This window comes from Rhizobium sp. CNPSo 3670 (genome assembly GCF_057784555.1).
Window position 1 is genome coordinate 1 of sequence record NZ_JBXSOL010000026.1, and the last position, 22,327, is coordinate 22,327.

Below are 22,327 nucleotides of genomic sequence, written 5' to 3' on the forward strand. Positions count from 1 at the left end.
AAGGATCTTGGCGACGGCGAGCGGCTCGACGGCATCATCGGTTTCGACGAGAACGGCGCGGTCAGCGCCCATGGCGAGCGCCGTGCGCAGCGTTTCCTCGGCCTTGGCCGGGCCGATCGACACCACCACCACTTCTTCCGCCTTGCCGGCTTCCTTCAATCTCAGCGCCTCTTCCACCGAGATCTCGTCGAACGGGTTCATCGACATCTTCACATTGGCAAGCTCGACACCCGTGCCATCCGTCTTCACCCGGATCTTCACGTTGTAGTCAACAACCCGCTTGACGGGCACGAGAATCTTCATGGCAAACCCCTATATCCAAAGCGCGTCGCGGATTTTTCAGATTCGCTTGCTCTGCGCTTTAACTCTTTCTTTTTACGTAAGCCGTTGTCACAACCGCCGCACAGCTTTGCGCGACATGCTTTAGACAGCCGGCCGTCAATGCGACCGCTCGGCAAGCAAAGCCCAGAAGGCGAAGAGCGGCGTCTCCACCGACCTCATCGCATGTTTGATCCCGGGAATATTATAGAACGATCCGCCGATACCAGGCGAAAACCAGTTCCCCTCCCCCTGCTGGAACTCTCCCTTGGACAGCACCAGATAGACCTCCTCCGGCGCATGGTCGTGATCGGGATAACGCACGTGAGGCGCCATCAATGTCACGCCGAACCACAGGTCACTTCGCTCCTCCAATCCACCCGGCCCGACGATCATGGCATTGGCATGCCCATCAACGAAATTGTCGCTGGCCGTGGTGTGGTCATACTTTGTGCGGCGACGCCATTCAAGCATTGGCTCGATGCCTTTGAACCCCTCGATCAATCGCGCCAGCGAAGCATAAGACGTATCGACTGCGAGCGCCATATCGAGGTGAGCGCAGACCGGTAACCGGCTTCCCTCTCCCGCGCGGGCAGTCCCCGGGCGCCCCAGCGCCGCGAAGAACTGCCCGATCGAGCGGCGGGCTTCTGGAGCCTCGGCGAACTGGTCGAAAGCGACCGAAGCGGCTTCCAGGCAATGCTGGAGGCTTTCGTTGCGCAAACTCATATCATCCCCTCCCGATCGGCCGGCAGGCGGCCGCTCTGACAATCATATATCCTTTGCGATGCGCAGACCGTCATAGACAGCGGCATGCGTGTTACGGGCAGCGACAGCGTCGCCGATCCGGAACAGCTGGAACTTGCCCTCGGGATTGCGGATGACCGATTGCGGTTGCCCCTGGAGAAGCTGATCGTGCGAGACCTCGCCCAGATTTTTCGACTTGGGCTTCAGCTCGAAATAGAGTTCGTCGAGCGGGATGGTCCCGTGATTTACGACGATCTGGTCGTAGCTGTGCTGCCGGGCAATTCCGCCGTAATCGCTGCCGATATGGGCGACGAGCTGATTACCGCTCTTCTCGACGGCCTCCAGCCGATAGGTAACGGTGAAGGTCACGTCGTACTTTTGGAGCGCACGCATATAGGGCACCAGGTTCATGGCCATGACCTCCGGCGCGAAGGACCGGTCAGGCGTCATGATCTCGACCTTGGCGCCTGATTTGGCGAGGAACTCCGCCGCCTGCAGCGCTGCATGGTCGCCAGCGTCGTCGAAAACAAGCACGTTGGAACCGGGTTTCACATCGCCGGAGATGATGTCCCAAGACGAGACCACCAGTTCGTTGCCGCTGGTGAGCACCTCTGTATGCGGCAGGCCGCCAGTGGCGATGATGACGACGTCAGGATTTTCGGCCTCGATCGTGTCGGCTTCCGCCCAAGTGTTGAAGTGGAAGGTGACGCCGTATTTCTCACACTGGCTCATGCGCCAGTCGATAATGCTGATCATTTCCCGGCGGCGTTCGCTTTGGGCGGTGAGGCGGATCTGACCGCCTGGATTGTTCGCCGCTTCGAAAACGGTCACTTGGTGGCCGCGTTCTCCCGCGACGCGCGCCGCCTCGAGCCCGGCCGGGCCGGCGCCGACGATGACGACCTTCTTTCTGACCTCGGCCTTTGCCACGACATGCGGCATCGTCAGTTCGCGCCCCGTGGCGGCATTGTGGATGCAGTAGGCCGCCCCACCCTGATAGATCCGATCGAGACAATAATTGGCGCCGACGCAGGGGCGGATATCCTCTTCCCGCTTCTCGATGATCTTGCGGACGATATGCGGGTCGGTCATGTGGGCGCGGGTCATGCCGACCATGTCGACTTTGCCGGCTGCAATCGCATGACGCGCCGTGGCGACGTCGGGAATCTTCGCCGCATGGAAGGTCGGGAAGTTGGTAGCGGCGCGGATTTCACCGGCAAAATCCAGGTGCGGCGAGTTCGCCATGCCCTGGATCGGGATGACGTCGGTCAAACCCGGATCGGTGTCGATGTGGCCGCGAATGACGTTCAGATAGTCGATAAGCCCGCTGTCGCGCAGCCGCTTGGAAATCTCTATGCCTTCGGCCTGCCCGTTGCCGCCGGGCAGACACTCGTCGGCCGTATAGCGCACACCGAGGATGAATTCGTTCCCGACCCTCTCGCGGATCGCCCTGAACACGTCGAAACAGAAGCGCATGCGGTTCTCGAGCGCACCCCCATAGGGGCCGTCGAGTTCGTTCGTGAGCGGAGACGCGAACTGGTCGATCAGGTGGCCGTAGGCCTCCAGCTCGATTCCATCCATACCCCCGGCCTTCATCCGTTCGGCCGCATCGGCGAAATCCTTGATGATGCGCTCGATGTCCCAATCTTCCAACTTCTTTGGAAAGGCGCGATGCGAAGCCTCGCGATGATGCGACGGGGCGACGACCGGCAGCCAGTCGCCCTTGTCCCAACGCGTGCGCCGGCCGAGATGGGTGAGCTGGATCATGATCGCCGCCCCCTCTTCGTGCACGGCGTCGGTCATTTCCCTGATCCAGGGGACGATCTCGTCCTTATAGGCGAGCAAGTTGTTGAAAACAGGCGGACTGTCCCTGGAAACCGCGGCGGAGCCTGCCGTCATCGTCAAGGCCACCCCGCCCTTTGCCCGCTCTACCGTATAGGCCCGATACCTTTCCTTGGGCATGCCGTCCTCGGGATAGGCCGGCTCGTGCGAGGTTACGATGATGCGGTTGCGCAGCGTCAGATGCTTGAGCTGGTAGGGCTGAAGAAGAGGATCGTTCGACATGGGCCGTGGTTCCGGATTAAAACATCGGAGCAGACGCTAAGCGCAATGTACACAAGTGTCAATCTTGAAAACATGAAGGTCATTGTTTTCGACACCACTGTACATTTTTCTTGTGCGAGGCCGCGGAATTTGGTAGGAGAGAATGCATGGACCAGGCTCTAAACGACACCGGTTGGCGCGGATCGCAGGAGGGTTGGCTGGAAGCAGCCTACCAGTCACTGCTGGAATCCGGCGTGGATTCGGTGAAAATTCTGCCGCTCGCAAAGAAACTCAATCTCTCGCGAACGAGCTTCTACTGGTTCTTCAAGGATCGGGAGGAACTCTTGAGCGCGCTCGTGGCGCGGTGGCGCGAGAAAAACACCGGCAATATCGTCAAGCAGTCCGAAGCCTATGCGGAGTCGCTCGCAGAAGCGATGCTCAACGTTTTCGATTGCTGGCTGAACACCGACCTCTTCGACGCCAAATTCGAGTTTGCCGTGCGCAGTTGGGCCTTGCAGTCGGACGAACTTCTGGCCGAGGTCCAGCAGGCGGATCAGATCCGGCTGGAGGCGCTCAAACGCATGTTTATGCGGTTCGGGGTACCAGAAACGACATCGGATGTCAGAGCGCGGACAACTTACCTCGTTCAGATCGGGTACATTTCCATGCAGTCGAAGGAGGAACTCGCCGTCCGCATGAAACGGATTCCCGAATATATCGCGATCTACACTGGCGAAGTGCCGCAGCAGAGGGAGCTCGACCGCTTCTTCGCGCGGCATGGCTATAGGCCCGGCTGAGGAAACCGAGATGAGCGTTTCCTTGAGGATCGGTATTATTGGTGGTGGCGGCTGGCTCGGCGGAGCCATCGCCGGCTCGATCCTCGATTCCGCCCTGGTCGATCCCCAAAATCTCTGCCTCTCCTATCGCAGCCGGCAGCCCGACCGTTTCCCGGATTCCTTCTGGACCACCGACAGTCAGGAACTTGCCGACCGCTCGGATGTGATCCTTCTCTCCATCCGCCCGGACGACTGGCGTCGGCTCGCCGTCGACGCCTCCGGCAAGCTCGTCATCTCAGTCATGGCCGGAATTCGTTTGAACGCCCTTTCGGAGCGCCACAAGACCGGCCGCGTCGTCCGCGCCCTGCCGAATGCCGCAGCCGAAGTGGCAAAATCCTATACGCCCTGGATCGGCGCGAGCAGCATTACCAGAGATGACCGGGACGTCGTCCGCGCAATCTTCGAAACCTGCGGATCTGAGGACGAGGTCGCAAGGGAAAGCGACATCGATTATCTCACGGGCCTTTCCGGCTCCGGGCCGGCATTCCCGGCATTGCTCGCCGCCGCCATGATGCGCGACGCCGTCGCCCGCGGCCTGCCGGCCGAGGTTGCGCGCCGCGCCGTCAATGCGGTGATATCAGGCGCCGGCCGGCTGCTGGAGCGCCGCAACGAATGTCCCGACGACATCGTCCAAACCTTTCTCGACTATCAGGGCACCACCGCGGCAGCCATAGAAGGCATGCGCGCCGCCGGGTTCGACGCTGCGGTGGCGGAAGGACTATCGGCAGCATTCAAGAAATCGGTGAGTATGGGAGCTGTTTCCTGACGACCGCTTTGGGCGGGTACTGCGGCACCCCGCCTGGCCAGATCAGCCGCTAAATAGAGGGAACGAGAATGAAGAAACTACTTGCATCGACATGTTTGGCGTTCGGCCTGATCGGCGGCGCGTCCTTCGCCGGCGCCGCCGAATGCGGCAGCGTCACCATTGCCAGCATGAACTGGCAGAGCGCCGAAGTTCTCTCCAACCTGGATAAGTTCATCCTGAACGAAGGTTACGGCTGCAGCGCCGACATCACCGTTGGCGACACAGTCCCGACGATCACCTCCATGGCCGAAAAGGGCCAGCCGGATATCGCGCCCGAAGCGTGGATCGACCTGCTGCCTGACGTCGTCAAGAAGGGCACGGAAGAAGGCCGCATCGTTCAGGTCGGCTCGCCGCTGCCGGATGGCGGCGTACAGGGCTGGTGGATTCCGAAGTATATCGCCGATGCCCATCCCGATATCAAAACGATCGGCGATGCGCTGAAGCATCCGGACCTCTTCCCCGATCCCGAAGATCCGAAGAAGGGTGCCATCGTCAACGGCCCGCAGGGCTGGGGCGGCACGGTCGTCACCTCGCAGCTCTACAAGGCGTTTGATGCCGAAAAGGCGGGCTTCACCCTCGTCGACACCGGCTCTGCCGCCGGTCTCGACGGTTCGATCGCCAAGGCTTACGAGCGCAAGGAAGGCTGGGTCGGCTATTACTGGGCGCCGACCGCGCTGCTCGGCAAGTATCAGATGGTCAAGCTCGAAGCCGGCGTACCGGAGAATGCTGCCGAGTGGAAGCGCTGCATCACCGTTGCCGACTGCCCCGATCCGAAGCCGGCGGCATGGCCGGTCGATCACGTCGTGACTCTCGTTGCCAAGCCTTTCTCCGAAAAGGTCGGCCCTGAGGTCATAGACTACCTGAAGAAGCGTTCATGGAGCAACGATACGGTCAACAAGCTGATGGCCTGGATGACCGACAACCAGGCGACCGGCGAAGACGGTGCCAAGCACTTCCTGGAAGAAAACAAGGACCTCTGGACCAAGTGGGTCTCGCCTGAGGCGGCCAAGAAGATCGAAGCTGCTCTCTGAGCCAAAATAGCGGTGCGCGAAAAGCGCACCGCTTCTCACGCGCCGACAAAATCAAAAAAGACTGCCGCGGCACTTTGACGAAAGGGGAACGAGATGGAATGGTTTTATAAATTCCCACACATGAACGATGACGCGCTTCGCAATCTGAAGAAAGCGATCGATGACGGCTTTCGCGGATTTACCCGCAGCTACGGCGACGGCATCGAAAGCCTCTTCGTCCCGCTGCAGCATTTCCTCATCGCTGCCGAGCGCTTCATGACGCAAACGCCGTGGCCGATCATTACCCTGATCATCCTCGTCATTGCCTGGTTTGCGAGCCGCAGCTTGAAGATCGTCCTCGGCTGTCTGGCGACGCTGATGCTGATCGGCTACTTCGACATGTGGGACGACACGATGCGGACGGTCTCGATGATCTTCGTCTGCACGGTTCTTTCCATCGCCATCGGTATCCCGATCGGGATCCTTATGGCGCGCTCCGACCGGCTGCAGCGCGTCGTCAATCCGATCCTCGACGTCATGCAGACCATGCCGAGCTTCGTCTATCTCATCCCCGTCGTCATGCTCTTGGGTATCGGCAAGGTGCCGGGCCTGATCGCCGTTGTCATCTACGCCATCCCGCCGATGATCCGCCTGACCGATCTCGGCATCCGGCTCGTCGACAAGGACGTGCTCGAGGCCGCAGATGCCTTCGGCACCTCCAGATCGCAGAAGCTCTTCAAGGTGCAGCTGCCGCTGGCGCTTCCCACCATCATGGCCGGCATCAACCAGACGATCATGATGGCGCTCGCCATGGTGGTCATCGCTTCCATGATCGGCGTCCAGGGCCTCGGCCAGCCGGTGCTGAAGGCGATCGCCAACCAATACTTCACGCTGGGCATTTTCAACGGCCTTGCCATCGTCGGCATCGCCATCATCTTCGACCGGGTCAGCCAGGCATATGGCAAAAGGCTCCAGAAGCATCGGGAGACCGTCCATGGCTGAGCATCGTTTTGGCGGCATCAAAATCCGCAATCTCTACAAGATCTTCGGCCCCAATCCCACGGCTTATATCGAAGCGGTGCAGAAGGGCCTGACGAAAGCCGAGCTCAACGCCAAACATGGGCACGTGCTGGGGCTCAGGGATATCAATGTCGAGATTCCCTCCGGCCGAATCCAGGTCATCATGGGCCTTTCCGGATCGGGCAAATCGACGCTCATCCGGCACATCAACCGGCTGATCGATCCGACATCGGGCGAAGTGCTGGTCGACGGCATCGATGTCGTGAAGATGAACGAGACCGAATTGCGGACGTTCCGGCGGCAGCAGACCGCCATGGTGTTCCAGAAGTTCGCGCTTCTGCCGCACCGCAACGTCCTCGACAACACCATTTTCGGTCTCGAAGTGCAGGGTATGGAGCGCGCGAAAGCCGTTGACGTCGCTATGCGCTGGATCGAGCGCGTCGGCCTGAAGGGCTTCGAACAAAAATACCCCAACCAGCTTTCCGGCGGCATGCAGCAACGCGTCGGCCTGGCGCGGGCGCTCTCCAATGATGCCCCGGTTCTCTTGATGGACGAGGCCTATTCGGCTCTCGACCCCTTGATCCGCACGGATATGCAGACGGTCCTTCTCGATATTCAGAAAGAGATCAAGAAGACCATCGTCTTCATCACCCACGACCTCGACGAGGCTTTGCGCCTGGGCGACCAGATCGCGATCCTGCGCGACGGCGAGGTTATCCAGCAGGGCACCAGCCAAGATATCGTGCTGCGCCCTGCGGATGACTACATCGCCAACTTCGTCAAGGAGGTCAACCGAGGCCGGGTCATCCATGTCGAAGCCGTCATGACACCTTTGCACTCCGCCGCAGCGCCTGGCGGCTTGACGATCGCATCGGGTACGACCGTCGAAGAAGCCGTCCGAATACTGGCTTCGACACCGAACGATGATGCCAAGGTGGTGTCGCCGTCGGGGGAAACCTTGGGCCTTGTCACCTTCCGCCAGCTCGCCGGTGCAATGGTGAACTCGCAGGAGGTGGCTGCCCCACGCGAAAGCGCCCTTTCGGTCGCGCTCTGAACCTACGGGCGCGGGGTCCCTCGGGCTTGCCGGCGGCACCGACGTTCGGCGCGTCACCACGCACCGCAACCGGCAAGCCGGCCGCCTGAGGGATCACGAATGCGGCCTCGGGGGAGATGCTCGGCCGCCCGAGCGGCGCCTGGCAAAGCTCGCGGCTAGTCGTTAGACTTGCCTGTTATATCGACCCGTCGGATGTCGAGGCCGTCGGTACCGATCCTGTCGCCCTGCCAACGGGTTTGATCCTCCGAAACCTGCTTTCAGAAGGCTCTGTCGAGACACTCCCTGGCATCGATAAATGAAGTGTCTTTACACCAGATCTCTATGCCTTCTCCGACAACAGGCGAGTCGGACTGGATCTTTAATTCAGGGGCACCCAAAGAGTGGGGAGGGAGGGCCAGCCTATACGTTTTGCGCAGGACCAGTCCATACTGCGTCACGAAAAGCCGATCGGCCGACAATATCGGCGCCTGACAATTGCTCCATCGCCGTAGAACACTAAACTCAGTCCGACCGGGGCCATGATGGTCTACGGTTTGCAAGTCCCCCTCCATCGCTGACCCCAAATGATGGACGGGGATTACATCCATACGCACTCCATCCCGTGCGTATGCCAACTGCCTGTCAGCCTGCCGAAGGCGATCTCGAGCGGTCCACTTCAGAACCTTCGGCAGGCGACTCTTGGATGGCGCCTTGAATGTGCCCTATGCGCAGGCTGGCTAATCGTTTCATCACGGGGTCACCATCAAAGCAGCAGTTCCAAGGCCTTGCCAAGTGCAGCCGGTTCTGTCAGTTCCTGCCGACTGGCCAGGAAAATCCGACAGATGGGAATTATCCATAAAGCATTTAAAAGGTCTGCGTTTCCGACGCCCGCCACGCGCGAGCTCTGCCTGGATCGGCTTGCCCTGGCCAGCAATACCGACACCTGGATCACGTTGAAACTTGCCCGCCTGGCTGCCGCTTACTGCGCTCTGGCTTCTTATCCGCTAATATACGGCCAAGCCTCGTCCGTCATGCCCCGGCAAGCGTGAGGAGAAAGATGACGCTCGGCGACGTGCGAACAAAAAGAGGGACGTACTTCATTCTGATCCAAGTGGCCGAGGTGTCGCGTTATGCGCGACGTCAGATGAAATAAGGAGGGGAGCATGACGGAAAACAGCGCCCAGCCATTCTCCTTCCGATTCCACGGTTCGTCTTTCGATAATATGGTGGAAACCCTCGGCGGCGCTTTCGGCGCGTTTGATGCCGAGCCTGTCGGCCGCGCCAAGGACTTTCATTGGGGATTGGATTTTTCGGTGGCCGAGAGCGCCGTCCTGCTGACGGGCTATCATGAGGCGGAGTTCCAATTCAACATCGAGCCGACTGTCAGCACGGCGGAGTATCTGTCGCTCGTCGTGCCGCGCCGTGGCGGCATGGGAGTGACCTATGGGACGCGCAAGGCCGAGGCCGGGCAAGGCAAACTGCTTCTCTACAATAATTTCGAACCCGACAGCGTTCTCATGCACGGGCAAGGCAACGTCATCGACGAACTGCTGATCAACTGGCCCGTCATCCTCCAGACGATCGGCCATACGTTCGAAATGCCGTTCAGCGGCTCGCTCGACCTTCTGCCCGAACTGGATCTGTCGACGCCGGCCGGACGGACGATCGGCAACCTCACCGAAACGATCATTTCAGGGATGCGCGACGACGGTCCCCTGCTGCAGTCGCCGATCGCTATGGCTCACATGACCCAAGCGCTCGCCGATCTCGTCGTGCGCATGGTGCCACACCGGCTGTCGCATTTTCTTGACAAAGGCGCCGCCCTTATCGCTCCGAGGCATGTGCGCAGAGCGATCGAGTTCATGCAGGCCAATATCGATCAGCCGATCACCATGCCAAAGGTGGCGGAAGCGGCCGGCGTCTCCAGCAGAGCCCTCGAAACCGGTTTCCGCGCCTTCAAGGGAACGTCCCCGGCCGCTTATCTGCTGACGCTTCGTCTGCGCGCGGCGCGGCAGGATCTGATCGATCCCGAGTGCACGGAGACGATGAAGGCCACCTGCCTCAAATGGGGATTCTTTCATTTCGGCCGCTTTTCCGCGGTCTACAAGGCAACCTATGGCGAATACCCGTCCGAAACGAGAAAGCGCATGAGCCGCCGGTAACTTGCAGCTGAAGCGCACCGCGATCTTTCAGCTTCGCTCTTTGCGCTTTCGGTTTTTTAAGGCTTGGCCAATCGGTAGTGCACTCGCATTGTCTTCGGATCCCGCTTGACGACTCGAAGCATATCATCACGCTCCGCCAGCGCGCTGAGGTCCCGCAACACAAGGGCATGCGCGATCCCCAGCATGCGCGCAAAGGAGCGGCTGTCGGACGCGATCCCGAGCTCGGCAGCGACGAGCAGACCGGCCTGCAAGGAGGTCAGTCGGAGGTCCCTATCCTGCGCCGCAGCGACAAGGGCAAGAAACCGGTCGGAGCCGATAGCCTCGTTGCTCACGCGGCGTCTCGCTTGCGCAAGGAAACCATGATCGATTTCGAGGTCGGCGTATCGCTTTCCTCGCCGGCGCTGCCAAGCGGCACGAGCACGTTCAGTTCAGGGTAATAGCCGGCAATGCTGCCCCGCGGAATATCATAGGGCACGAAGCGGAAATCCCGCGCGATACGCTCGATGCCGTCATCGTGCTCGCCGATCACGTCGACACTGTCACCGGCCTCGGCATTCATCGCCTTCAGATCCGCCGGATGAATGAAGATGACCTGCCGCTCTCCGTAGACACCGCGATATCGGTCATCCAGACCGTAGACAGTCGTATTGTATTGGTCGTGCGACCGGAACGTCTGCAGAGCGAACCGCCCCTCGCCCCTTCGCGCACGCTGATGCACCGTCTCCTCAGGAAGCGGCTGGCATGAGAATGATGCCCTGCCTGCCGGCGTCTGCCACTCCCGATGGGCGGCCGAGTTGCGCAGATGGAAACCGCGCGGCTTGCGCAGGCGGGCATTGTAGTTTTCAAAGCCGGGAATGGTCGCCGCGATATGATCGCGGATGCGGTCGTAGTCGTTGGCGAGTTCCGCCCAGTCGACCACGGAGGAGCCGACCGTCGCCTGCGCAATGCCGGCAATGATGGCGACTTCCGAGAGGAGATGCGGCGAGGCCGGGCGATTGATGCCGGCGGAACCATGCACCATGCTCATCGAATCTTCGACACTGACGAGTTGGGAATGGCCGGCGAAGCTCAGAGACCGTGTTCGCCGCGAAGAAAGCGGGGGTCACCCGCTTTTCCGTGGCCTCCCATGCGACGGCCTTCACGCCGTTCTCACAAAATTCGAACGAGGATCCGTGTTCCGGATCGCCCCAGGCGCAGCCCGGGCAATCGAAGCCGTCCGGCTGGTTCGCCTTCAGCATCGTCCGCGCCCCCGAGACCGGCATGCCGCTTTGCAGCAATTGTTTGCCGCAGCTTTTCAGAGCGCCCCAGCCGCCGGCTGCCGCCGATTTCTTCCCAATGAATTTTGTGTCCATGCGCCCTGTATTGATGAAGGGCGCTAAACATCAAGGGCGTACGAATGATGGTTCGATAGAAGAAACCTATCGAGAGAGAGCTGAAGCGCGTGCTTCTAACCGGTTTCCTTCAGTGCATGCCCGTTCTCGCGGGAATGCGCCAGGATACGGTTGCGGCCTTGTGTCTTGGCCTCATAGAGCGCGGCGTCGGCCTCTGCCAGAAGCCGGTTCGGGCTGGTCCGCAGGGTCGCGCCGGTGGCGCAGGATATGCCGATGCTGGCGGTGACCCGCCCGAATTCGCTGCCGGAATGAATGATATTCTCCTGGGCTAGGCGACGCGCGAATTGTTCGGCGACGATCATCGCCCCCTTGGCGCTGGTGTCGGGAAGGAAGACGGCGAATTCCTCGCCGCCGTAGCGCGCGACGATGTCCGCCGGCCGACTGACGGACTGGCGCAGACATTTGCTGACGACACGCAGGCATTGGTCGCCGGCGGGGTGACCATAGGTATCGTTATAGGCTTTGAAGCGGTCGATATCGACCATCAACAGGCTGAAGGGCGTATTTTTCCTGGCGCTGCCCGCCGTCTCACGTGCGAAGGCCTCGTCGAAAGCGCGGCGATTGACGATGCCGGTGAGCCCGTCGGTCTCGGCAAGATTCTTCAATTGCTCCGCCGACAGCCTGAGCGCGATCTCCGCCTGTTTCGTCGCCGTGATGTCCGAGACGACGGCCATCGCCGTGCCATCTCCGGCAATCCTTGTGCGGATGCTGCGCCAATCACCGTTGTGAAGCTGAACCTCCTCGTCCTTGTTGCTGTGCAGGGTCGCGCTGACGGTCTTGATCCACTCTTCCGGGTCACCCTGGACGGCGCCGGGCCGCTCGCCGGTTTCGACGACGCGGCGCAGGATGTCACTGATATGCGCGCCGACCACGCGGGCGCCGCCGGACAGCGGAAAGGCGTCGCGATATTGGTCGTTGCAGAAGACAAGAAACCCTTTGCTGTCGTACATGGCGATGCCGTCGGACATGTTCGCCATCGCATGCGACAGCAGCTTCTTGCTTTCGCGCAGCTCCCGCTCCAGCGCTGTGCGCTCGGTGACGTCGCGCGTTACGCCTGCAAGGCCGATGATCCGTCCCTGCTTGTCCCGCACCGGCACCTTGGAAGCAAGCAGGAAACGGCCTTCGATCCGCTCGGTGGAGTCGATCAGCGGGGTCCCTGTCTCCATCACCTGCTGCTCGAGATGATACAATTCTTCGGCGAGCGGCTGCGACATCAGATTGAAATCCGACAATCCGGTCATCTCCGCCGTCGTTCTGAAACGGAAGAGGCGCGTCATGTTTTCATTGACGGTAATGAACCGGCTGTTTCGGTCCTTCACATAGAGATAGTCCGGCGATTGCGAAAATGCCGTCACCAGGATGCTTCGTTCGAGTTCCCATTGCTGCGTCTTCAGGAGCACAAAGCCACCGATCACGGTCGCCAGACAATTCAAGGCCGTCAGGGGAAAGCCCACTCCGGCCAGCACATGAGCGGTCACGAGAGTGGGAAGCAGGGCCATCGCTGCAACCAGTATCGCGCCAAGGGCAAGGCCCAGCAGAACAACATCCGTGAAGCCAGGAGATCTCTTCCGGGTCCAGAAATGGCCGGCCACGCCGATGCCGGTTGCGAATGCAATTGTGATCATCCCGTCGACCATCGCCGTGCCGCCGACAGCAAAGCGAAAGACGATCGCCAGCGACGCAGCAAAAGCCGCCGCAATCGGCCCCCCGAACATACCGGCCAATGCAAGCGGCGAAAAACGCAGGTCGATATAGATGCCGGGGTGGAATTCGACCGCCAGCAATATGGATCCGATCGACGCGCCGCCGGCTATTATCCCGAAGGCGATCTTCTCCTGCGTGAAGGAACGGCGCTGAAACTGGATCGAAAACAGAGCCCAGAGCGACATCGCCAGAGACACGAAGGAAAGGTTGCCACCAAATTGCGTCCAGATGCCATTCACCGCGTTGGGTCCACCTTCCAAACCATGTAACAACCCTGTCATACACAATAGTGGTTTGGGCTTCGTTAAATCGGGCAGCTGGATGCCCTATTCACCGGCTGATGCACCAGATATCACGCTCCTCTACGGATGCTTGCTGGGTTGGCGCCCTTGCCCCGGGCCATCGCAGGCCAAGGTTCCTCGTTTTAGCTCCGATTCCAACCGGAAGCGTTATTGGTTAGACTGCAGTGTCGAGCACGAGCGGCAAACGAATATGGGGTGCGGATAGCTGACATGAAGACGCGACATTGGGACCGCAGGGGAGACGGCGGGCTTACCTTTACCGAACTCGGGTTCGGCACCGCACCACTCGGCAATCTTTATCGGGCGATAACAGATGAGGAGGCGGCAGCGGTTTTAGATGCGGCCTGGCAACACGGCATCCGCTACTTCGACACCGCGCCGCTCTACGGGCTTGGCCTCGCCGAGAGGCGGGTTGGCCGCTTCCTCGCAACGAAGCAGCGTAAAGACTACGTCGTGTCGACAAAAGTCGGCAGGCTCCTCAAGGTATGCCGACCCGAACAGCGGACCGGCATCGGCAAATTCTTCGATACGCCCAGTCGCCAAGAGGTTTTTGACTACAGCTACGATGGCGTCATGCGATCTTTCGAAGCTTCCTTCGAGCGCACCGGGCTCGACAGCTTCGATATTCTGTTCGTGCACGACCTGGATGTCTTCAATCACGGCACCGAGGCGGCCTGCGACCATTATCTCGAGCAATTCATGAGTGGTGGCTATCAGGCCATGACCTCGCTACGCGACCAGCGAGTGGTGAAAGCCATCGGTGGCGGAATAAACGAGTGGGAGATGTGTCAGATGCTAGCCGAACGTGGCGACTTCGACCTGTTTCTGCTTGCCGGACGCTACACTCTGCTTGAGCAGGAGGCGTTGGAATCCTTTCTCCCCCTGTGCGTCGCCCGCAATATGGGCATTGTGCTCGGCGGGCCGTATAATTCCGGCATATTGGCGACAGGCCCCATTGCCGGCGCGCAATATAATTACTCTGACGCCCCGTCACACATTCTCGATAAAGTCCGGCGCATCGAGCACGTCTGCCTGAAATATAATGTCTCTCTCTCAGACGCGGCTCTCAACTTTCCGTTCTTCCACCCGGCTGTCGTTTCCGTCATCCCGGGCGGCCAGTCGATCGATCAAGTGACGTCAAACGACCGGGCGCGGAACAGACAAATCCCTCGCGAACTGTGGGAGGACCTGAAGTCGCTCGGCCTGATGCGAGGTGATGCGCCCGTCTCGCGCTGACTTCCCTACTAGGAAACGCTCCATTCGACTCGGGCCTCTGACGCTTGTCAACTGACAGCTGCCTCCTACAGGCGCCCCCAATCTCCTCCTCCTCTTGCTCGGTCAAATCACGGCGGGAGATGACCGAACGACGACACTTCCGCACTAAAAGCAATTATGACAGCTTGGAGGCCCCTTTAGCGTGACTAAGTGAAACCACGGACGGTGAGTGGAACCAGATCCCTCATCCGCGTATTCGTTCGGAATTACCTTCATAGCGGATGAGCAAATGGCCTTGCACATCAAACGAATCTACGAGCCGAAGGAAGACCGGGACGGTACGCGTATTCTGGTCGACAGGCTGTGGCCGCGCGGCTTGAAGAAGCAGGAAGCGGCCGTCGACGTCTGGCTGAAGGACATCGCGCCGAGCCCGGCGCTGCGCCGATGGTTCGGCCATGACCCAGCCAAATGGAACGAATTTCAACGCCGCTACCTGGACGAGCTCAAAAAGAACTCATCAGCCGTAGAGGAGCTCGAACGCCGGATCGGGCAATCGGATGCCACGCTTCTCTATGCGGCGAAAGACCAGGCCTATAATCATGCAATCGTGCTTCAGCGTTTCATCGGCGAAGACTGAAGCGGCCGGCAACCATCTCCCGCTTCGAAGATTTCCGGGAACCTTTTCGAGCGATCTGCATCCAATGTTCGCTTCCATCCGACATAAGGAGACAGATCATGTTGAAACGAATTCTCGGCGCAACCTTCATCGCGGCGTCGCTCGGCACCGCCTCGATCGCCGCCGACGCCAAGCCGACCGATCCTCAGATCGCCCACATCGCCTATACGGCGGGGCAGATCGATGTCACCGCCGCCGAGCAGGCGTTGAAGAAGAGCAAGAATGCCGAGGTCATCGAATTCGCCAAAACCATGGAGCGCGACCACAAGGCCGTCAACGACCAGGCGCTCGCCCTCGTCAAGAAGCTGCAGGTGACGCCTGAGGACAACAAGATCAGCCAGTCGCTCTCGGCCCAGGCGAGCAAGGAACTGAAGACGCTTGACGCCCTCGACGGCGCTGCCTTCGACAAGGCCTATGTCGAAAACGAAGTCGCTTATCACAAGTCGGTCAACGATGCCCTTGCCAAGGTGCTGATCCCGTCGGCTCAGAACAAGGAGCTGAAATCGCTGCTGGAAACCGGCCTTACCCTGTTCAAGCAACACCAGACGCATGCCGAGCATCTCGCTTCGATGATCAAGTAGGGTCGCGATGGGATCGCTGATGAAATTGCTGCCGCTGTTGTTGGCGCTGCTCTGGGCAGGCAGCGGGGTCGCTTCAGCGGCGGAATATCAGGTCACCATCGCAGGCATGAAATTCGGCGCGCCGCCTGCCGAGCTGCATGTCGGCGATGTGATCGTCTGGCGAAACAATGATATATTCCGGCATACGGCGACAGCTCGCGACAAGAGCTTCGATCTCGATCTGCCGCCGAAATCGGAAGCGCGGATGACGGTCGGCCGGGCGGGAGCGGTCGATTTCTATTGCCGTTTTCATCCCGCCATGACGGGCAAACTGGACGTCCGGCCGTAAGGCCGGGCTCCGATCCAAAGCAATGCGGAGACTTGCATGACAGCCATTGCCGTTCCTGTCGCGCGACGCCGGCAGAATATATCAGCACTCGCCGATGCCGAGCTCGTGTCCCTTGCAAAGCAGGGTGACGAGCCTGCCATCCGCGCCATTGTCCAGCGTCACAACCAGCGCCTGTTCCGCACCGCGCGCGCCATCATCCGCAGCGATTGGGAAGCGGAAGACGTCGTGCAGGCCGCCTATGTCAAGGCCTTCACCAATCTGGCGACATTCCGCGGCGAGGCCGCGCTTTCGACATGGCTGACCCGGATAACGCTTAACGAGGCGCTGGGCCGCGTGCGCGCACGAAAGAACACCACCGGGCTTGAGGAAATCGACATGCAGACGAAATCGGGGGGCGGCGAAGTCCTCCAGTTCCCCTCCTCGCTCTCCGCAACCGATCCGGAAAGTGAACTGTCGCGAAGCCAGGCGCGGCATCTTCTCGAACAGGCCGTCGACGGACTTCCGGACGAATTTCGCGCCATCTTCGTGCTTCGCGAGGTCGAGGGCATGAGCACGGAGGAGGCCGCATCCTTTCTCGGCATCAAACCCGAAACCGCCAAGACCCGGCTGCATCGGGCGCGCAAGCTGATGCGCCAATCGATCGAGAAACAGCTCTCCGGCGCATTCTCGGCTTTGTTCCCCTTCGACGGCGCCCGCTGTGCCTCCATGGGCGACCGCGTCATCGCAACCCTTCGTCAGACAGCGTGATATCGGGCAATAGCACGCGCGTGCTTCGACGCGGCAGGTGAGAGACGGGCTCGCTCACCCGCGAGGCCACATCTCGCTCGGGCTGGAGCCGCCGACCGGAGAGCGCAGTCTGAGAGCGATGATATCCGCTTTCGGCACTGCCTTGCTGTAAAGGAAACCTTGCGCCGAGCCGCATCCGTTTGCGGCGAGAAAGGCAGCCTGCTCGGCGGTCTCGACCCCTTCCGCCACGACATTCTGGCCGAGACAGCGCGCGATCGAGAGGATCGCCTTCACCAGTTCCTCATTGCGCCTGTCGGCGCTGTTGATGAAGGACCGGTCTATCTTCAGTGTGTCGATCGGAAAGCGCGCCAGATAGTTCAGCGCCGAATAGCCGGTGCCGAAATCGTCGATGGCGATCGAAAATCCCATGCTGCGAAGTTCAGAGAGCGTCTGCAGCGTCTCGTCCTTCTGATCGAGGAGAAGGCTTTCGGTGATTTCGATTTCGATCCATTCGGCGCGGCAACCGGTCTCTCCGAGAATCTCGGCGATCGACTTTACCAATCCCGCGGATTGGAATTGTTTGCCCGACAAGTTGACCGCTACCTTGTGCGGCGCCTGGCTGCCGGCATTCAATTCGACCGCGGTCTGGCAGGCTTCGCCCAGCACCCATCGCCCAAGCTCGACGATCAGGCCCGTATCCTCTGCGACCGGAATGAAACGGTCGGGAGGGATCATCCCCATCTCGGCGTGACGCCATCTTAGCAACGCTTCGGATCCGACCATCGCGCCGCTGTCCAGAAGCACCTTCGGCTGGTAGTGCAGTTCCAGCTCTTCGCGCTCGATCGCTCGCCGCAATTCCAATTCCAGCCGCATGCGTTCCTCGGCGTTCGCCGTCAGGTCCTTGGAATAGAAGCGAAAATTATTTCGCCCCGAACGCTTGGCGAGATACATCGCCGAATCGGCGTATTTCACCAGGTCATTGGCGTCGGCGCTGTCAGCAGGATAGAGCGCGATGCCGACACTGCAGGAAATGAAAACCTCCTTGCCATCCAGCAGGAAGCCATCCTTGAACTTCTCGAGAATGTTGCTGGCGATGCGGCCGAGATCGTCGCCTTGCCTGAGATCGGGCAGCAGGATCGCAAACTCGTCGCCGCCCAGACGGGCGACAGTGTCGTAATCGCGCACGCTCGCATTGAGGCGCGCGGCGGCCTGACAGAGCAGATCGTCGCCGACGGGATGGCCCATCGTGTCGTTGATCACCTTGAAATGATCGATGTCGATCAGTATCACGCCTGCCCGCTGGCCCCGCGATCCGGCCGAGGTGATCATCTGCCGCAGCCGATCGTTGAACAGCGACCGGTTCGGCAGCGAGGTCAGGGGGTCATAGAAGGCCATCTGGTGGATCTTCTGGCGCGAGGCATTCAGCTCCGTCACATCCCGCGCCACCCCAAGAACCCCGACGACCTCTCCCGCCGCATCCATGACCGGCACCTTGCGTGTTTCAAGAAGAATGGATTGGCCATTCTCCTGCGAAACTACCCACTCCTCATCGCTGAAGATGCACTCGCCAGCCTTGATCGCCGCCTTGTCCGATTCCAGAAAAAATCGAGCCCTTTCGATACCGAACAGATCGAAATCCGTCTTTCCGACAACCTCGGCTTCCGTCAATCCGGTCAGCCGCTCGAAGGTGTGGTTGCACAGGAGATAGAATCCATCCATGTCCTTGACCCAGATCATGTCGGGCATGGTTTGAAGCACGCTGAGCAGCTGCGTCCGCACGGAATTGATGGCGTCTTCAGCCCGTCTTCGCTCAGTGATATCTCGCGAGAATGCCAGGAGCGTGGTGGCAGTGGTCGGATCGGCGCTCGGTCGTCTCGCCACGGAAAGCTCGAACCACCGCGTTTCGCCGCTCGGCAGGGCGATGCAGATGCATCGGCCGTAGGCAACTCCCTCCTGGCCGGCCGTGCGAAGAGCCTCCATCGCGATAGCTGCCTGCTCCGGCGCAAGAATCTCGTTGACTGTCTTGCCGAGCAGCATCTCCTTCTGCTGGGCCAGCAGTTCCGGGTTTCTTGTCCAGACCTGGAGATAGCGGCCGTCCTCATCCACCTCGAACAGAACATCCGGGATGGCGGTGAGGATACCTTCCGCGAATTCGAGCGCCTTCCTGAGCTCCTGCTCCGCCTGCTTGTGCTCGGTAATATCGACAAGGGCGCCGATCAGGCCGGCCGGAGCACCGTTTTCCCCTGGCAACACCGCCTTGTTGAAAACGACGTCCCGTACCGCACCGTTCGCGGTGAGCATCTTTCGTTCGGAGTGCTGGGCTCCGCCTCTGTCGCGGTGCGCCGCGTTATCGACGAAATGGAGTTCAGGCAGATGGTTCGAAGTTAGATCGAAATCGGTTTTCCCGATGATCTCTTCACGTCGGTAGCCGGAAAAATCTTCGAATGCCTTGTTGCAGCCGAGATAGTGGCCTTGCGGGTTCTTGTAAAAAAGCGGAAGCGGAAATGGCCCCAGCAAAGCGTCGAGAAGCGCTTTCCGGTCGATTACGACGTCCTGATGTTGCATTCCTTTTCCCTCGCCCTCTCCATCTTGCATAAGAAGAGTGGGCTGCCGAGGCGACTGGAACGAGGACTTCGTCATGCGTTTACTCACCATGAGTAACAACCGGAAATCTCATCCACCGGCTGAGTGTTCTTCCAAGAAAGCCGCCCAAGTCATTTGAGGGGCGCGGATCCGCTACATCAAGCACGTCGCTCGACCCGGAACACTGCGGTCAGAAAATTAAGAGATCGCTCCGTCTGCGGCGGCGCTGCAATTTTCGGCGCGCGATACGGATCGTCCGCGCGCAAAGTGGATAGTCTCGTCGGCAAAATCCCGCCCGCTCGGTCTTTCATTTTCGTTGCGGGAAGACTTGCAGGGTTTTAGCGGGACAGCTTTGGACGCGTAGCCGGCGGGCGACTGGGCGAGGACGAGCTTGCGGCGCGCGGCTACAGCGTCGGCGAGGATTTCGATTGCAGCCTCGCTCCCGGCACGTCGATCGCCTATTTCATGGTGATCGACGCCTTCGCCTTCCCAATCACCAATCGCGACAGCACGACCGAGGGACAGGAAGCCTTCGCCCGCATGGTGCTCGATCGCGATAATCAGGTCGCGTTCAGCCGGTTCAGGGAATCGCTGAGGTCCGCACCGACGGCGGGCTCGATCATTGCGGCAAGCTCGGATCGGAGATGATCAAGGCCAAGAAGGGTGAAGTCAGCGCCCAGTCGCAGGCCATGCCGAGGCAGATGTCGGAAGGCTGGATTGCCGTGGTGGGAGACGTTTTCAACAACAGGACCATGTTTTCGCAAGAGGTTCAAAGACGACTTCACGACCTGCTGATGCAGCGCTGAGAGAGGCTCCTCCGCATTCGCCGACAGCGTAGCGAATATCCATAATTCGCAACCATGTCCAATAAGCGCAGCAAACGGTGTGCCGACGGTGCATCTTCTACCGGAAATTGGGAAATTAACAAACGCTCAAGTTTTCCAGATACATCTTTCTTTTGCTATTTTTTGTCTTGCGTCATGGTGTGTTTTGAAGTCGGCTCTTTCATACTCGCTTGCTCGAATTACGAGCGCCCTTCGCAGTCTCGGAAGGGACAGGGGCGGCAACGTCGCGATCGTCGTCGCCCTCAGCCTCGTGCCGATGCTCGTCGCCGTCGGTGCGAGCTTCGACTATATCCGCAGCTACAATGTCCGGCAGAGGATGCAGAGCGATCTCGACGCGGCCCTGATCGCAGCGGTCAAGCAGATCAACAACACCGAGGATACCGACGCTCTGAAGGAGAAGGTTTCCGACTGGTTCCATGCGCAGGTGGACAACAGCTACACGCTAGCAGATATCGACATCGATACCGTGAACCACAACATCACGGCGACGGCGAACGGCACCGTTCCGACGACATTCATGAAGATCGCCAACATCGAGACCGTCCCCGTCAGCGTGGCAAGCGCCGTCAAAGGCCCCGCCACGTCCTATCTCAATGTCTATATCGTCATCGACACCTCGCCGTCGATGCTGCTGGCGGCAACGACGTCAGGTCAGTCGACCATGTATACCGGCATCAAATGCCAGTTCGCCTGCCACACGGGTGATTCGCACACCATCGGCAAGACGACATACGCGACCAATTATGACTACAGCAAGGAAAAGAAGATAAAGCTGCGCGCCGATGTCGCCGGCGACGCCGTGCGCGAAGTGCTCGACATGATCGACGAATCCGACGAGAATCATGAACGCATCAAGGTCGGGCTATACAGCCTCGGGGATACGCTTTCAGAAGTTCTCGCCCCAACGCTGAGCACGGATACGGCGCGCGTCCGCCTCGCCGACAGCAGCTACGGCCTCACCAGCGCGACCTCGAAGGCCGCCACTTATTTCGACGTTTCTCTTGCGACGCTCAAAAAGAAAGTCGGCGCCGGAGGGGACGGGACCTCCTCGGGCTCGCCGCTCAAGCTGGTTCTCCTGCTGACGGACGGTGTCCAATCACAGCGCGAATGGGTGACGAATGGCTCAAAATACTGGCCCAAGGTAGCGCCCCTCAATCCCGCTTGGTGCGACTATCTGAAGAACCAGTCGAACACGATGGCCGTGCTCTACACCGAATATCTGCCGATCACCACGGACTGGGGCTATAACGCAACCGTCGGCTCGACCATGGCGAGCGCCAACTGGAAGAGCATCTGGGGCGGCACCATGGACAGCGGCGTGTCGACCAGCATTACGAGACGCGATTATATTCCCTACGCACTTGCCGACTGCGCATCGTCGAAGAGCCTGTTCATATCGGCATCGTCGTCGACGGAAATCACAGCGGGCCTGTCGACGCTCTTCACTCAATATCTCTCTTCCGTCCGGCTGACCCAATGACCGCAAGAAACCGCTTTGCACTGCTTCGCCGCCTGCTCGGCGATCGCAAGGGGGTGGCTGCGATCGAATTTGCGATCCTGGCCCTGCCGCTCTTCATCATGATCTTCGGCATCATCGAAGTGTCACTGATGTTCTTTGTCAACTCCTCGCTGGACGCTTCCGTTCATAAAATCTCCCGGATGATCCGCACCGGCGAGGTGGCGTCATCAAAGATCACACTGGCCACTTTCAAGAGCAAAATTTGCGACGACATGCTTCTGTCTTTCAGCTGCTCGAGCGGCCTCGTCGTCAAGGTCAGCGTGCTTTCCGACCTGTCGTCCGCTACCAGCGCCGATCCGATCGACGACAGCGGCAATCTCGCCGTCACCGAGACTTATGATATCGGCAAGGGCAGCGATTACATTCTGGTACAGGCGTTTCTGCCATGGGAAGCCTCGGTCAATTTCTTCAGCCTGTCGAGCGCCAAGCTGTCGGACGGCCGCTATCTCCTTGGGTCCTCCGCTCTGTTTCGCAATGAGCCCTTCTGAG

At 59.9% G+C, this 22,327-nt stretch carries 19 protein-coding genes and 2 pseudogenes; 14 read left to right on the top strand and 7 right to left on the bottom strand.

Annotated elements, in window-relative coordinates; genetic code table 11:
- The 3 genes from AC13QO_RS23100 to AC13QO_RS23110 form a co-directional block, all read right to left on the bottom strand.
- Positions 1 to 303, bottom strand: a 303-nt coding sequence (locus tag AC13QO_RS23100) for an electron transfer flavoprotein subunit beta/FixA family protein (protein ID WP_488541954.1), incomplete at its 3' end; no start/stop codon positions are given.
- A gap of 135 nt (positions 304 to 438) precedes the next feature.
- Positions 439 to 1,044 carry a dimethylsulfoniopropionate lyase gene (locus AC13QO_RS23105; RefSeq protein WP_488541955.1) on the bottom strand — a complete coding sequence of 202 codons (606 nt, stop codon included), beginning with the start codon at positions 1,042 to 1,044 and terminating at the stop codon, positions 439 to 441.
- A 42-nt stretch (positions 1,045 to 1,086) separates the two neighbouring features.
- Positions 1,087 to 3,123, bottom strand: coding sequence for an oxidoreductase (locus tag AC13QO_RS23110; RefSeq protein WP_488541956.1), 2,037 nt, complete (start codon positions 3,121 to 3,123; stop codon positions 1,087 to 1,089).
- Positions 3,124 to 3,269: 146 nt separating this feature from the next.
- Here AC13QO_RS23110 and AC13QO_RS23115 point away from each other — a divergent pair, with 146 nt between their 5' ends.
- The 6 genes from AC13QO_RS23115 to AC13QO_RS23140 all read left to right on the top strand — a co-directional run bounded on the left by AC13QO_RS23115 (position 3,270) and on the right by AC13QO_RS23140 (position 9,968).
- A complete protein-coding gene (locus tag AC13QO_RS23115; RefSeq protein WP_285194852.1) occupies positions 3,270 to 3,899 on the top strand; it encodes a TetR/AcrR family transcriptional regulator in 630 nt (209 codons plus the stop codon).
- Between the two features lie 10 nt (positions 3,900 to 3,909).
- A complete protein-coding gene (locus AC13QO_RS23120) occupies positions 3,910 to 4,704 on the top strand; it encodes a pyrroline-5-carboxylate reductase family protein (RefSeq protein WP_488541957.1) in 795 nt (264 codons plus the stop codon).
- Positions 4,705 to 4,772: 68 nt separating this feature from the next.
- Entirely contained in the window at positions 4,773 to 5,774 is a 1,002-nt protein-coding gene (locus tag AC13QO_RS23125) for an ABC transporter substrate-binding protein (protein ID WP_488541958.1), read from the top strand.
- 93 nt (positions 5,775 to 5,867) lie between these two features.
- Positions 5,868 to 6,755 carry an ABC transporter permease gene (locus AC13QO_RS23130; protein ID WP_285194856.1) on the top strand — a complete coding sequence of 296 codons (888 nt, stop codon included), beginning with the start codon at positions 5,868 to 5,870 and terminating at the stop codon, positions 6,753 to 6,755.
- Positions 6,748 to 7,827, top strand: a complete 1,080-nt coding sequence (locus tag AC13QO_RS23135; RefSeq protein WP_285194857.1) for a quaternary amine ABC transporter ATP-binding protein — start codon at positions 6,748 to 6,750, stop codon at positions 7,825 to 7,827. Before AC13QO_RS23130 ends, AC13QO_RS23135 begins: the two co-directional genes overlap by 8 nt.
- 1,142 nt (positions 7,828 to 8,969) lie before the next feature.
- Entirely contained in the window at positions 8,970 to 9,968 is a 999-nt protein-coding gene (locus tag AC13QO_RS23140; protein ID WP_488541959.1) for a helix-turn-helix transcriptional regulator, read from the top strand.
- Positions 9,969 to 10,024: 56 nt separating this feature from the next.
- On the opposite strand, the gene AC13QO_RS23145 is transcribed toward AC13QO_RS23140, so the two are convergent.
- The 3 genes and pseudogenes from AC13QO_RS23145 to AC13QO_RS23155 form a co-directional block, all read right to left on the bottom strand.
- Positions 10,025 to 10,300 carry a hypothetical protein gene (locus AC13QO_RS23145; RefSeq protein WP_285194859.1) on the bottom strand — a complete coding sequence of 92 codons (276 nt, stop codon included), beginning with the start codon at positions 10,298 to 10,300 and terminating at the stop codon, positions 10,025 to 10,027.
- Positions 10,297 to 11,040: pseudogene (locus AC13QO_RS23150) on the bottom strand (molybdopterin dinucleotide binding domain-containing protein); the annotation flags it as partial. The pseudogene AC13QO_RS23150 and the gene AC13QO_RS23145, both read right to left, overlap by 4 nt.
- Positions 11,041 to 11,415: 375 nt before the next feature.
- Positions 11,416 to 13,344 carry a diguanylate cyclase gene (locus AC13QO_RS23155; RefSeq protein ID WP_285194861.1) on the bottom strand — a complete coding sequence of 643 codons (1,929 nt, stop codon included), beginning with the start codon at positions 13,342 to 13,344 and terminating at the stop codon, positions 11,416 to 11,418.
- A 231-nt stretch (positions 13,345 to 13,575) separates the two neighbouring features.
- Between AC13QO_RS23155 and AC13QO_RS23160 the strand changes: the two genes are divergently transcribed.
- The 5 genes from AC13QO_RS23160 to AC13QO_RS23180 all read left to right on the top strand — a co-directional run bounded on the left by AC13QO_RS23160 (position 13,576) and on the right by AC13QO_RS23180 (position 16,912).
- Positions 13,576 to 14,601, top strand: coding sequence for an aldo/keto reductase (locus AC13QO_RS23160; RefSeq protein ID WP_285194862.1), 1,026 nt, complete (start codon positions 13,576 to 13,578; stop codon positions 14,599 to 14,601).
- Positions 14,602 to 14,869: 268 nt separating this feature from the next.
- Positions 14,870 to 15,217, top strand: coding sequence for a DUF488 domain-containing protein (locus AC13QO_RS23165; protein ID WP_285194863.1), 348 nt, complete (start codon positions 14,870 to 14,872; stop codon positions 15,215 to 15,217).
- A gap of 98 nt (positions 15,218 to 15,315) precedes the next feature.
- Positions 15,316 to 15,837 (top strand): DUF4142 domain-containing protein, encoded by a 522-nt coding sequence (locus tag AC13QO_RS23170; RefSeq protein WP_285194864.1) that lies wholly within the window; start codon positions 15,316 to 15,318, stop codon positions 15,835 to 15,837.
- A 7-nt stretch (positions 15,838 to 15,844) separates the two neighbouring features.
- Positions 15,845 to 16,165 (top strand): cupredoxin domain-containing protein, encoded by a 321-nt coding sequence (locus AC13QO_RS23175; RefSeq protein ID WP_285194865.1) that lies wholly within the window; start codon positions 15,845 to 15,847, stop codon positions 16,163 to 16,165.
- A 36-nt stretch (positions 16,166 to 16,201) separates the two neighbouring features.
- Positions 16,202 to 16,912, top strand: coding sequence for an RNA polymerase sigma factor (locus AC13QO_RS23180; RefSeq protein WP_285194866.1), 711 nt, complete (start codon positions 16,202 to 16,204; stop codon positions 16,910 to 16,912).
- Between the two features lie 54 nt (positions 16,913 to 16,966).
- On the opposite strand, the gene AC13QO_RS23185 is transcribed toward AC13QO_RS23180, so the two are convergent.
- Positions 16,967 to 19,456 carry a sensor domain-containing protein gene (locus AC13QO_RS23185; RefSeq protein WP_488541960.1) on the bottom strand — a complete coding sequence of 830 codons (2,490 nt, stop codon included), beginning with the start codon at positions 19,454 to 19,456 and terminating at the stop codon, positions 16,967 to 16,969.
- A 388-nt stretch (positions 19,457 to 19,844) separates the two neighbouring features.
- On the opposite strand from AC13QO_RS23185, the pseudogene AC13QO_RS23190 reads away from it, so the two are divergent.
- The 3 genes and pseudogenes from AC13QO_RS23190 to AC13QO_RS23200 form a co-directional block, all read left to right on the top strand.
- Positions 19,845 to 20,280 (top strand): annotated as a pseudogene (locus AC13QO_RS23190) (carbohydrate ABC transporter substrate-binding protein); the annotation flags it as partial.
- Between the two features lie 184 nt (positions 20,281 to 20,464).
- Positions 20,465 to 21,799 (top strand): TadE/TadG family type IV pilus assembly protein, encoded by a 1,335-nt coding sequence (locus tag AC13QO_RS23195; RefSeq protein WP_488541961.1) that lies wholly within the window; start codon positions 20,465 to 20,467, stop codon positions 21,797 to 21,799.
- The gene (locus tag AC13QO_RS23200; RefSeq protein ID WP_488541962.1) at positions 21,796 to 22,326 is read left to right on the top strand and encodes a TadE/TadG family type IV pilus assembly protein; all 531 of its coding nucleotides are present in this window, start codon (positions 21,796 to 21,798) and stop codon (positions 22,324 to 22,326) included. The genes AC13QO_RS23195 and AC13QO_RS23200 overlap by 4 nt, the downstream gene beginning before the upstream one ends.
- The last annotated feature ends 1 nt before the right edge of the window (position 22,327 follow it).